Consider the following 11,461-nt stretch of genomic DNA (forward strand, 5'->3'; position numbering starts at 1 on the left):
CGACGGATATTCACTCTCCGCCGACCGGCCCCGGACCGCACCGTCTCGGAAGTCGGGGCTGTTACACCCGCGGCTTCTCGCGCATCTCGTACGTCGCGATGACGTCGTCGACCTTGATGTCGTTGAAGTTTCCGAGGTTGATACCGCCCTCGTAGCCTTCCCGGATCTCGGTGACGTCGTCCTTGAAGCGACGCAGACCCTCGATGTTGAGGCTCTCCGCGATGACCTTGCCATCGCGCAGGAGGCGCGCCTTGGTGTTGCGCTTGACCTCGCCGGAGCGGATGAGAACACCCGCGATGTTGCCCAGCTTGGACGAGCGGAAGACCTCGCGGATCTCCGCCGTGCCCAGCTCGACCTCTTCGTACTCCGGCTTGAGCATGCCCTTGAGGGCCGCCTCGATCTCCTCGATCGCCTGGTAGATGACCGAGTAGTACCGGACGTCCACACCTTCGCGCTCGGCCATCTGCTGTGCCCGCCCGGCGGCGCGCACGTTGAAGCCGATCACGATGGCGTCGGAGCCCATCGCCAGGTCGATGTCGGACTCCGTGACCGCACCGACGCCGCGGTGCAGGACGCGGATGTCGACCTCTTCGCCGACGTCCAGCTGGAGCAGCGAGGACTCGAGAGCCTCGACGGAACCGGAAGCGTCACCCTTGATGATCAGGTTCAGCTGCTGGACCTCGCCGGCCTTGAGCACCTTGTCCAGGTCCTCCAGCGACACGCGGCGCGTGCGCTTGGCGAACGCGGCGTTCCGCTCGCGGGCGGCGCGCTTCTCCGCGATCTGGCGGGCCGTACGGTCCTCCTCGACCACGATGAAGTTGTCACCGGCACCCGGGACGTTGGTCAGGCCGAGGACCTGGACCGGCGTCGAGGGACCGGCCTCGGCGACGTTGTTGCCGTTGTCGTCGAGCATGGCGCGGACGCGGCCGTAGGCGTCGCCCACCACCATCGTGTCGCCGACCCGCAGGGTGCCTCGCTGCACGAGGACCGTCGCCACGGCACCGCGGCCGCGGTCGAGGCGGGACTCGATCGAGATGCCCTGCGCGTCCTGGTGCGGGTTGGCCCGCAGGTCGAGCGAGGCGTCGGCCGTGAGGACCACGGCCTCCAGCAGCGAGTCGATGTGCAGACCCTGCTTGGCGGAGATGTCGACGAACATGGTGTCGCCGCCGTACTCCTCGGCCACCAGGCCGTACTCGGTCAGCTGACCGCGCACCTTGGTCGGGTCGGCACCCTCGACGTCGATCTTGTTGACCGCGACGACGATCGGGACCTCGGCGGCCTTGGCGTGGTTGAGCGCCTCGACCGTCTGCGGCATGACGCCGTCGTTGGCCGCGACGACCAGGATCGCGATGTCCGTCGACCGGGCACCACGGGCACGCATTGCGGTGAACGCCTCGTGACCCGGGGTGTCGATGAAGGTGATCTTGCGCTCTTCGTCGTTGACCTCGGTCGCGACCTGGTAGGCACCGATGTGCTGGGTGATGCCGCCGGCCTCGCCCGCGATGACGTTCGTCTTGCGGATGGCGTCGAGCAGTCGGGTCTTACCGTGGTCGACGTGACCCATGACGGTCACGACCGGCGGACGGACGACCAGGTCCTCCTCGGAGCCCTCGTCCTCGCCGAACTCCAGGTCGAAGGACTCGAGCAGCTCGCGGTCCTCCTCCTCCGGGCTGACGATCTGAACCGTGTAGTTCATCTCGCCGGCGAGGAGCTGGAGCGTCTCGTCGGAGACGGACTGGGTCGCGGTGACCATCTCGCCGAGGTTCATCATGACCGCGACGAGCGACGCCGGGTTGGCGTTGATCTTCTCCGCGAAGTCGGTGAGCGAGGCACCGCGCGACAGGCGAATGGCTTCGCCGTTGCCGCGGGGCAGCATCACGCCGCCGACCGACGGGGCCTGCATGGCCTCGTACTCCTGGCGCCTCTGCCGCTTCGACTTGCGACCGCGACGCGCGGGACCGCCGGGACGACCGAAGGCGCCCTGCGTGCCACCACGGCCACCGGGACCGCCGGGACGGCCACCGAAGCCGGGACGGCCACCGCCGCCGCCGAAGCCGCCGCCACCACCGGGACGACCGGCGAAGCCGCCGCCGCCACCGGGACGACCGCCGCCACCGGGACCGGCCGGACGACCGGCGAAGCCGCCGCCGCCACCGGGACGACCGCCGCCGCCGGGACGACCGGCACCGCCGGGTCCGCGACCGCCGCCACCGGGGCCGGGGCGCGGGCCGGCAGCGGGACGCTGCGGCATCATGCCGGGGTTGGGACGCGGGCCGCCGCCGGGACGGGGACCGCCCTGGCCGCCCTGCGGACGCGGCATCGAGCCGGGGCTCGGACGGTTGCCGCCCGGAGCCTGGGGACGGGGACCGCCGCCCTGGCCGCCGGGAGTCTGCGGCCGGGGTCCGGCGCCGGGGGCACCGGGGCCGCCGGGACGGGGGCCGCCCTGCGGACGGGGCGCCTGCGGACGCGCCATACCGGCGTTGCCGCCGGAGGTGAAGGGGTTGTTGCCCGGACGGGGGCCGCCGGGGCGACCGCCGGGACGCTGCGCCGGGGCGCCGGGACGCTGGCCACCGGGACGGCCCTGGCCGCCCTGCTGACCGCGGTCCTGACCCGGACCGGACGGACGGCTGCCACCGGGCTTGGGGGCACCGGGACGCGCACCGCCGGGCTTCGGTCCGGCCGGAGCCGGAGTCGAGGCGGCGGGAGCGGCCGGGGCGGCCGGCGGAGCGGTGAACTCCGGGGTGGCCGGGGCCGGACGCGGCGCGGGCCTCGGGCCCGGCGTCGGACGCGACCCCTGGGAGGGAGCCGGCGCGGGAGCCGGCGCGGGGGCCGACGGAGCCTCGGGCTGCTGGGCAGCCTCGGGCTTGGGGGCCGCCGCCGGACGCGGGGCAGCCGGACGCGCCGCCTGCGCCGGGGAGGGCGCCGCGGGCCTGGGGGCTGCCTTCTTCGGGGCTGCGGGGCGACCGGCGGACCGGCCGTTGCCACCGCCCTGGAAGGCGTCTGTCAGCTTGCGTACTACGGGCGCCTCGATCGTCGAAGACGCCGAACGGACGAACTCACCGAGTTCCTGGAGCTTGGCCATGACGACCTTGCTCTCTACACCGAACTCCTTGGCGAGTTCGTAGACCCGGACCTTAGCCACTTCGCTCCTCTGAGGTCCGGGTTGCGTCCGGACCGTCGCTAGTTCATGGGCGTACTCATCGCGTACTCATCGAGTGCTCATCGCAATCTCGACCTGCTTTCGACTCGCGAGGTACCAAGCCGCACGGGGTTTCGCGCGGCGTGTCTTCCTTACCAGTTGCCTACGTGCTGCTTTCAGCAACTTTGTGCCTGCTCGACGTAGCGGCGCAACGCCTTTACGTCGAGCGGACCCGGGACGCGGAGCGCCCGCGGGAACGCCTTGCGGCGCACTGCCTGGTCGACACAGACCGGTGCGGGGTGCACGTAAGCACCCCGGCCGGGCAGCGTACCGCGTGGATCAGGGGCGCATTCACCCTCGACCACCACGGTGCGCAGCAGCTCGCTCTTGACCGCTCGCTCCCGGCACCCCACGCAGGTGCGCTCAGGGCAGGCTCGGGTACGTGTCCGGCCAGACACTTCTAAGTCTACCTCCCCGGACCGACCTCACCCCTTCAGGGCAAGCATCGAACACATACCGCACGCCAGACTGTCGTGATCTCAGCGCCGCGCGGCTTGGATCTATTCCCCGCGCTCGTCCGCCGGGCGGTCGGAGGGCTGCTCGGTGTCCGGCCGGATGTCGATCCGCCAGCCGGTCAGCCGGGCCGCGAGCCGGGCGTTCTGCCCTTCCTTGCCGATCGCCAGCGACAGCTGGTAGTCGGGCACGATCACGCGTGCGGAGCGGGCCGCCAGGTCCACGACCTCCACCTTGGAGACGCGGGCCGGGGAGAGCGCGTTCGCCACCATCTCGGCCGGGTCGTCCGACCAGTCGACGATGTCGATCTTCTCGCCGTTCAGCTCACCCATGACGTTGCGCACCCGGCCGCCCATGGGGCCGATGCAGGCACCCTTGGCGTTCAGGCCCGAGCGGGTGGAGCGGACGGCGATCTTGGTGCGGTGGCCGGCCTCGCGGGCGATCGCGGAGATCTCGACGGACCCGTCGGCGATCTCCGGCACCTCCAGCGCGAACAGCTTCTTCACCAGGTTGGGGTGGGTGCGCGACAGCGTCACGGAGGGACCGCGCACGCCCTTGGCCACGCGGACGACGTACGACCTCAAGCGCATGCCGTGCGGGTAGGTCTCGCCCGGCACCTGCTCCTGCACCGGAAGGATGGCCTCCAGCTTGCCGATGTCGACGAGCACGTTCTTCGGGTCGCGGCCCTGCTGGACCACGCCCGTGACGATGTCGCCCTCACGGCCGGCGTACTCGCCGAGCGTCGCGTCGTCCTCGGCGTCGCGCAGCCGTTGCAGGATGACCTGCTTGGCGGTGGTGGCGGCGATGCGGCCGAAGTCGGACGGGGTGTCGTCGAACTCGCGGGCCGCCTGGCCCTCCTCGAGGTCGTCCGGGTCCTCCTTCGCCCACACGGTCACATGGCCGGTGTTCCGGTCGAGCTCCACGCGCGCGCGTCGGCGGCTTCCCTCGGTGCGGTGGTAGGCGATGAGGAGGGCCGACTCGATCGCCTCGACCAGCAGGTCGAAGGAGATCTCCTTCTCCCGCACCAGACCCCGCAGGGCGCTCATGTCGATGTCCACGGCTACGCCTCCTCCTCTTCCGTCGTGTTCTCGTCGTTCTTCATGCTGTTCTTGCCGCCGTCGTCCTTGCGGTTGAACTCGACCTGGACGCGGGCCTTGTCGATGTCGCCGAAGGCGAGTCTGCGGGTGGTGGCCTTGCGGCCCTTCACGCCGGGCACTTCGAGGTCGAGTCCCTCGTCGTCCAGGCCGAGGATGCGGGCGACCAGTTCACCGCCCTCCCCGAGCTGGAAGCGCACCAGGCGGTCCGTGGCGCGCACGTAGTGGCGGTGCTCGGTGAGCGAGCGCTCCGCGCCCGGGGTGCCGACCTCGAGGGTGTACTCCGCGTCGCCCATCGCGTCGGTCTCGTCGAGCTTCGCCGAGAGCGCGCGGCTCACATCGGCGATCCGGTCCAGGTCGGCTCCGGTGTCGGAGTCGACGACGACACGCAGCACACGCTTGCGGCCGACCGAGTCCACCGCGATCTCCTCGAGGTCCAGTCCCTGGGAGGCGACGAGCGGCTCGAGCAGCTCTCGCAGCCTGTCGCTCTGGGTGGTGCTCATCCGGGTGACTCCTCGGCCGCGTGTGCTGTTGTGGGACGGTGCGCGTGTCTGGTCAAAGGGTATCCGGTCCCGGGGGGTGTTGCCGTCCACCCCCGGCCCGGCGGTGCCGATGAGTGGTGCCCGGGCACCGCCCGGGTACCGTGATCACGGGCAGGCCGCACCGCTGGTCCCGGCCGCCGCCCGCTGCTCTTCCGCACCGCCGCACCCGGTCGTTCACCATCGCCTCACCCGCCGCTTTGCCGTCGCTTCCGTACGAGCCTGTCGAGGACGTCTGCCGTGTCGTTTGCCGCATCGCCGCGCCCGGCCCCGGGGCCGCGCAGAAGGAGCCTGCTCGCGTCGGCCGCCGGGGTCGCCCTGCTCACCGGCTGCACCGGCGGCTCGGATTCCGGCGGCACGGACGCCGACGCGTCTGCCGTCGAGCGGGCCCGCGCGCGGGCGGCCCGGGACAGCGAGGAGCTGGCCGGGCGTTACGCGGCGGTGGCCGCCGCGCATCCGGGGCTCGCGGAGCGGTTGCGCCCGCTGCGCGCGGAGGTCGTACGGCACGCGGAGGCGTTCGGCGGCGTACGGGCCGCGTCACCGCAGGCGTCGCCGTCGGTCTCGGCGCGGGCCGCCGGGCCCCAGGACGGGTCCGGTCCGGTGCCGGCGAGCGAGAAGGACGCCCTGGCCCTGCTCGTCGTCGCGGAGCGGAAGCTGGCGGACCGGCGGGCCGAGGCGCTGCTCCAAGTGCCGGGCGAACTGGCGCGGTTGCTGGCGTCGGTGGCGGCGGCGGGCGCCGCGCACGTGTATCTGCTGACGGAGGGTGACGGGTGAGCGAGGCGGAGGACAGGGAGCTGACCGCCGTGCAGGCGGCGCTGGCGGCGGAGCACGCCGCGGTGTACGGCTACGGGGTCGTCGGCGGGCGGGTCGGCGAGGAGCGGCGCTCCGAGGCGCGGACGGCGTACGACGCGCACCGGGCGCGGCGGGACGCGCTGGCTCGCGAGGTCCGCGACCTCGGGGGCGAGCCGGTCGCCGCGGCGGCCGGGTACGCGCTGCCGTTCACGGTGCCGGACTCGGCGACGGCGGTGCGGCTCGCGGCCGAGCTGGAGGACCGGGTGGCCGGGGTCTACTCCGACCTGGTGCGGGCCGCCGAAGGCGAGCGGCGGACGGCCGCCGCGGGGGCGCTGCGGGAGGCGGCGGTCCGGGCGGTGCGGTGGCGGGGCGGGAGCGTAGCCTTCCCTGGGCTCGCGGAGCGGGCCGGCGGCCCGTCGGCGCCGGACACGGCGTCGGACTCGTCCCCGGACCCGGCGTCCGCCCCGCCCACCGCTTCGGCGGCTCCGACCGCGTAACACGTACGGGTGTCCGTACGGGAAGGGAACGGCTCGCGCATGGCTTTCGAACCGCCGCGGCGTCTGGTCACGGCGCTCGGTGAGACGGCACCGGACGGTGACGACTGGTTGGAGAGGCTGCCCGGGGCGGCCGAGCGGGCCGTGGCGCTGCGGGGGTCGACCGTGGAGCGGGTGCAGGTGCCCGGGGGGCGCAGCAGCCTGGTGGTCCTGGTGCGGACGGCCGACGGGACGCCCGCGGTGCTGAAGCTGGCCCCGCGCAGGGCGCGGCCGGAGAGCGAGCGGGCCGCGCTCGCCCACTGGGCCGGGAAGGGCGCGGTGCGGCTCCTCGACGAGGAGGCCACGGAGGGCGTTCTGCTGCTGGAGCGGCTGCATCCGGACGTGTCGGTGCGGTCGCTGCCGGAGGCGAAGGCGTTGCTGGAGGCCGCGGGCACGCTGCGGCGGCTGTGGGTGGAGCCGCCCGCCGGTCACGCCTTCGAGACCGTGGCGGAGCGGACCGGGCGGCAGGCCGACGCGATGCGGGCGGGTGCGGCGGCCGACGCGCAGACGGCCCCGCTGGTCGACGCGGCGCTCACGGCCCGCGGGGAGCTGTTGGCCGCGCCGCCGGAACAGCGGTTGCTGCACGGCACGTTCCGGCAGAGCAAGGTGCTCGCCGGGGACCGGACGCCGTGGCTGGCCGTGGGTCCCGACCCGGTGGTGGGCGAGTGCGCCTTCGATCTCGCGCGGTTGGTGCGGGACCGGGTGGAGGATCTCATCGCCCAGCCGTCGGGCGCCTCGACGACCCGGCGGCGTGTGAAGCGGCTCGCGGAGTCGCTGGACGTCGACCAGGAACGGCTGCGCGGCTGGACGCTGTTCCGCGCGGTCGAGTCGGGCGTGCGGGCGCGTCGGGTGGGCCGGGAGAAGGACGCGGAACTGCTGCTGGAGTTCGCCGGCTGGCTGTAGGGCGCGGGGCGCTCGCCGCGGGCCGGGCGGGGTGCCGCTCGTGTGTCCCTCACGGAACCGGCGCGGAGGACCGCTCCCGCTTGCTCGGGGACCGGGCCTGACGCTCGTGCGTGCAGCGCGGAGCCGGCGCAGGGCCGCCGCTGATGAGGTCTTCGAGGGTCAGAGGGCTGTGCCCCTCGGCTCGGGGACGTGGGTGCGGAGGCGGTACGTGCGTGACCTCGGTCGAGACGGCGCCGGCCGGTCGGGGCGGGCGGCGGGAGCGTCGCGTGAGCCGGGGCGGCCGCGCACGCCGCAGGGGGACGCCCGCTCGATGCGGGCGCCCCCCTGCGGGTCGGTGGGTCAGGCGGTGAGGCGGGCGATCGCTTCGTCGACCGTCAGTTCCTCGCGCTCGCCGGTGCGGCGGTCCTTCAGCTCGACCACGCCCTCGGCGGACCGGCGTCCGGCGACCAGGATCTGCGGTACGCCGATCAGTTCGGCGTCCGTGAACTTGACGCCCGGGGAGACGCCCGCACGCTCGTCGACCAGGACCCGGAGGCCGGCGGCGGCCAGCTTGTCGGAGACCTCCAGGGCCAGCTCGGTCTGCAGTGCCTTGCCCGCGGCGACGACGTGGACGTCGGCCGGGGCGACCTCCCGGGACCAGACGAGGCCCTTGTCGTCGGCGTGCTGCTCGGCGAGGGCGGCCACCGCACGGGAGACGCCGATGCCGTAGGAGCCCATGGTGACGCGGGCCGGCTTGCCGTTCTGGCCGAGGACGTCGAGCTTGAGGGCGTCGGCGTACTTGCGGCCCAGCTGGAAGATGTGGCCGATCTCGATGGCGCGGTCCAGCGTGAGACCGGTGCCGCACTTGGGGCACGGGTCGCCGTCCCGGACCACGACGACGTCCACGTACGCGTCGACCTCGAAGTCGCGGCCCGCCACGACGTTCCTGGCGTGGGTGTGCTCCTTGTTGGCGCCCGTGATCCACGCCGTGCCCGGCGCCACGCGCGGGTCGGCGATGTACGTGACCTTGTCGCCCAGGCCCTGCGGACCGACGTAGCCGCGGACCAGGTCGGGGCGGCCCACGAAGTCCTCGGCGGTGACCAGTTCGACCGCGGCGGGGGCGAAGTGCGCCTCCACCTTGTCCAGGTCGACCTCGCGGTCGCCGGGGACGCCCACGGCGACGATCTCGCCGTCGACCTTGACGAGAAGGTTCTTGAGGGTCGCGGAGGCCGGGACGCCGAGCGAGGCGGCCAGGGTCTCGATGGTGGGGGTGTCCGGGGTGGGGATGTCCTCGGCGGCGGGCACACCGGCCGCGTCGACCGGGGTGAGCGCGTAGGTGATCGCCTCCGTGTTGGCGGCGAAGTCGCAGTTCGGGCAGTCCGCGAAGGTGTCCTCGCCGGCCTCGGCGGGCGCGAGGAACTCCTCGGACTTGGAGCCGCCCATGGCGCCGGCGGTCGCCGCGCAGATGCGGTAGTCGAGGCCGAGGCGCTCGAAGATGCGCTGGTAGGCGGCGCGGTGCAGGGCGTAGGACTCGGCCAGGCCCTCGTCGGCGACGTCGAAGGAGTAGGAGTCCTTCATCAGGAACTCGCGGCCGCGCAGGATGCCGGCCCGGGGGCGGGCCTCGTCGCGGTACTTGTTCTGGATCTGGTAGAGGATGACCGGCAGGTCCTTGTAGGAGGACGCCTGGTCCTTCACCAGCAGGGTGAAGATCTCCTCGTGGGTGGGGCCGAGGAGGTAGTCGCCGCCCTTGCGGTCCTGGAGGCGGAACAACTCGGGGCCGTACTCGTCCCAGCGGCCGGTCGCCTCGTAGGGCTCGCGCGGCAGCAGGGCGGGGAGCTGCACCTCCTGGGCGCCGATGGCGTCCATCTCCTCGCGCACGATGCGCTCGATGTTGCCGAGGACCTTCTTGCCGAGGGGCAGCCAGCTCCACAGGCCGGCGGCGGTACGGCGCACGTACCCGGCGCGGACCAGCAGCTTGTGGCTGAGGACCTCGGCGTCCGCCGGGTCGTCGCGCAGCGTCTTCGCCATCAACTTCGACATGCGCTGGACCGGTGCGTTGGCCATGGTTCTCGTGTCTCCTGCTGCGTAAGGGTGGTGCTAGGAGGTTAGCCGGGCGGTCCATCCCCGCGGAAATCGGTTATCGGCCGCCGGAGGGCCTGCGCAGGGGCAGTGGGGCGCCCATCACCGCGTACGGCTTGGGGGCGCTGGGGAACAGGACCCGGCGGGCGAGGTCCTGGTAGCCGAGGGAGCGGTAGAGGCCGCGGGCGGGGCTTTCGGTGTCGATCGCGGAGAGGATCGAACGGGGCTGGGCGGCGGTGTCGGTGATCGTGGTGATCAGGGTGCGGCCCGCGCCGCGGTGCTGGTGGGCCGGGTGGACGTGGAGTTCGGTGATGACGAAGGAGTCGTCGAGCCAGGAGTCGTTGCCCTCGGCGCGGAGGTAGGGCTCGACGACGGTGGACCACCACTGGGTGCGGTCGTTGGGCATGCCGTAGACGAAGCCGACCAGGTCGCCTCCGACGGTGGCGCCGAGCGCTCGGGCGCCCGGGTGGGTCATGTGGCGCAGGACGATCTGGCGGCGGACGGCCACCTCGTCGGGGCCGAGTCCGAAGGCGGCGGCTTGGACCGCGAGGGCCTCGTCCACGTGCGCGGCGAGGTCCAGGGGGCCGATCACGAGGTCCATGGCGGGGAGCCTACCCGGGCCTTCCGCAGGATCACGTCGGGGTCGCGGGGCGTTCGCGGTGGTGCCCGGTGAAGCGCCCGGGGAGCGTCGGCGCGGGGCGTGGGGCGTGGCAGGGGGCGTCGACGGGTGAGCCGCGCCGGGCGGGGTGCCCCGGACGGCACCCGCGCGCCGGACCGTCAGAACAGCACGCTCATGAAGGTGCCGACCTCCTGGAAGCCGACCCGCCGGTACGTGCGTCGCGCCGCGGTGTTGAAGTCGTTGACGTACAGGCTGGCCACCGGGGCGACGTCCGCCAGGGCGTAGCGCAGGACCGCCGCCATGCCCGGGGCCGCGAGGCCCTTGCCGCGGTACTCGGGGGCGACCCAGACGCCCTGGATCTGGCAGGCGCGGTCGGTGGCGGCGCCGATCTCGGCCTTGAAGACGACCTTGCCGTCGGCGTCGAAGCGGGCGAAGGAGCGGCCGGAGCCGACGAGTTCGGCGACCCGGGCCTGGTAGAGCAGTCCGCCGTCGCCGGCCATCGGGGAGATGCCGACCTCTTCGGTGAACATCGCCACGCAGGCGGGCATGATCCGGTCCATCTCGTCCTTGCGGACGCGGCGGACGTACGGGTCGGGGGCGATGTCGGCCGGCATGCGGTCGGTGACCATGAGGGGCTGCCGGGTGCGGACCTCGCGGGCCGGGCCCCAGCCCGGTTCGAGGAGCCGCCACAGGAGGGCCGTGGTGTCGGCGGGGCCGACGATCGAGGAGCAGCGGCGGCCGGCCCGTCGGGCGCGGTCGGCGAAGGCCCGGACGGCACGCGGGGTCGCGCAGATGGGGACGAGGTTGGCGCCCGCGTAGCACAGGGACGTCAGCATGCCGTGCTCGTACCAGCCCCACATCTCGCCGCCGAGGCGCCACGGGTCGAGGCCCGCGATCTGCACCCGGGCGGTCACGAAGGCGTTAGCGACCGGCTCACGGCCGAGGATGGCCAGCGCGGCGTCGAGATCGTTCGGTTCGAGCACGCGGGATGTGGTCTGCGTCAACACGTGCGGGGGCCTCACCCTGAGATCTGCTGGTCCCCGCACTGTACCTGCCGCAAAAAGGCCGCGCCGCCCCCGAGGGCGACGCGGCAGGCGCGGGGGTTCAGCCCGCGATCGCGACCGAGGGTTCGCCGGAGGCCACACCGTCGGCCTCCATCTGCTCGGCGATCTTCATGGCCTCCTCGATGAGGGTCTCCACGATCTTGGACTCGGGGACGGTCTTGATGACCTCGCCCTTGACGAAGATCTGCCCCTTGCCGTTGCCCGAGG

10 protein-coding genes and 1 pseudogene are annotated in these 11,461 nt (G+C 73.1%); 3 read left to right on the forward strand and 8 right to left on the reverse strand.

Features of this window, described 5'->3' with window-relative positions; translation table 11 throughout:
- Positions 1-61: 61 nt before the first annotated feature.
- The 4 genes from infB to rimP all read right to left on the reverse strand — a co-directional run bounded on the left by infB (position 62) and on the right by rimP (position 5,249).
- Complete coding sequence (infB, locus tag AC07FV_RS34385; RefSeq protein ID WP_479091654.1) at positions 62-3,142, reverse strand: translation initiation factor IF-2; 3,081 nt, start codon at positions 3,140-3,142, stop codon at positions 62-64.
- Positions 3,143-3,315: 173 nt separating this feature from the next.
- Positions 3,316-3,597, reverse strand: coding sequence for a YlxR family protein (locus AC07FV_RS34390; RefSeq protein WP_356612645.1), 282 nt, complete (start codon positions 3,595-3,597; stop codon positions 3,316-3,318).
- A gap of 102 nt (positions 3,598-3,699) precedes the next feature.
- On the reverse strand, positions 3,700-4,710 hold the full coding sequence (gene nusA, locus AC07FV_RS34395; RefSeq protein WP_383650751.1) for a transcription termination factor NusA: 1,011 nt from the start codon (positions 4,708-4,710) through the stop codon (positions 3,700-3,702).
- A 2-nt stretch (positions 4,711-4,712) separates the two neighbouring features.
- Positions 4,713-5,249 carry a ribosome maturation factor RimP gene (gene rimP, locus AC07FV_RS34400; protein ID WP_479091656.1) on the reverse strand — a complete coding sequence of 179 codons (537 nt, stop codon included), beginning with the start codon at positions 5,247-5,249 and terminating at the stop codon, positions 4,713-4,715.
- A gap of 276 nt (positions 5,250-5,525) precedes the next feature.
- Between rimP and AC07FV_RS34405 the strand changes: the two genes are divergently transcribed.
- From AC07FV_RS34405 to AC07FV_RS34415, 3 genes are read left to right on the forward strand one after another with little or no spacing between them, the layout of a single operon-like run.
- Positions 5,526-6,059, forward strand: a complete 534-nt coding sequence (locus AC07FV_RS34405) for a hypothetical protein (RefSeq protein WP_479091657.1) — start codon at positions 5,526-5,528, stop codon at positions 6,057-6,059.
- Positions 6,056-6,574 (forward strand): ferritin-like domain-containing protein, encoded by a 519-nt coding sequence (locus tag AC07FV_RS34410; RefSeq protein WP_479091659.1) that lies wholly within the window; start codon positions 6,056-6,058, stop codon positions 6,572-6,574. Before AC07FV_RS34405 ends, AC07FV_RS34410 begins: the two co-directional genes overlap by 4 nt.
- A gap of 39 nt (positions 6,575-6,613) precedes the next feature.
- Complete coding sequence (locus tag AC07FV_RS34415) at positions 6,614-7,513, forward strand: aminoglycoside phosphotransferase family protein (protein WP_479091660.1); 900 nt, start codon at positions 6,614-6,616, stop codon at positions 7,511-7,513.
- A 339-nt stretch (positions 7,514-7,852) separates the two neighbouring features.
- Here the strand turns inward: AC07FV_RS34415 and AC07FV_RS34420 are convergent, their stop codons facing one another.
- From AC07FV_RS34420 to AC07FV_RS34435, 4 genes and pseudogenes are all read right to left on the reverse strand, one after another.
- Positions 7,853-9,556 carry a proline--tRNA ligase gene (locus AC07FV_RS34420; RefSeq protein ID WP_479091662.1) on the reverse strand — a complete coding sequence of 568 codons (1,704 nt, stop codon included), beginning with the start codon at positions 9,554-9,556 and terminating at the stop codon, positions 7,853-7,855.
- Positions 9,557-9,629: 73 nt separating this feature from the next.
- The gene (locus tag AC07FV_RS34425) at positions 9,630-10,172 is read right to left on the reverse strand and encodes an N-acetyltransferase family protein (RefSeq protein WP_479091663.1); all 543 of its coding nucleotides are present in this window, start codon (positions 10,170-10,172) and stop codon (positions 9,630-9,632) included.
- A gap of 176 nt (positions 10,173-10,348) precedes the next feature.
- Positions 10,349-11,197, reverse strand: a complete 849-nt coding sequence (locus tag AC07FV_RS34430) for a GNAT family N-acetyltransferase (protein WP_479091664.1) — start codon at positions 11,195-11,197, stop codon at positions 10,349-10,351.
- Between the two features lie 97 nt (positions 11,198-11,294).
- A pseudogene (locus AC07FV_RS34435) lies at positions 11,295-11,461 on the reverse strand (flavodoxin-dependent (E)-4-hydroxy-3-methylbut-2-enyl-diphosphate synthase); the annotation flags it as partial.

The organism is Streptomyces sp. NPDC045956, from assembly GCF_056430705.1.

Excerpts from the sequence above, each read along its gene's own strand:
- AC07FV_RS34425 (WP_479091663.1), bottom strand. The coding sequence starts at position 10,172 with ATGGACCTCGTGATCGGCCCCCTGGACCTCGCCGCGCACGTGGACGAG.
- AC07FV_RS34415 (WP_479091660.1), top strand. The coding sequence starts at position 6,614 with ATGGCTTTCGAACCGCCGCGGCGTCTGGTCACGGCGCTCGGTGAGACG.
- rimP (WP_479091656.1), bottom strand. The coding sequence starts at position 5,249 with ATGAGCACCACCCAGAGCGACAGGCTGCGAGAGCTGCTCGAGCCGCTC.
- AC07FV_RS34420 (WP_479091662.1), bottom strand. The coding sequence starts at position 9,556 with ATGGCCAACGCACCGGTCCAGCGCATGTCGAAGTTGATGGCGAAGACG.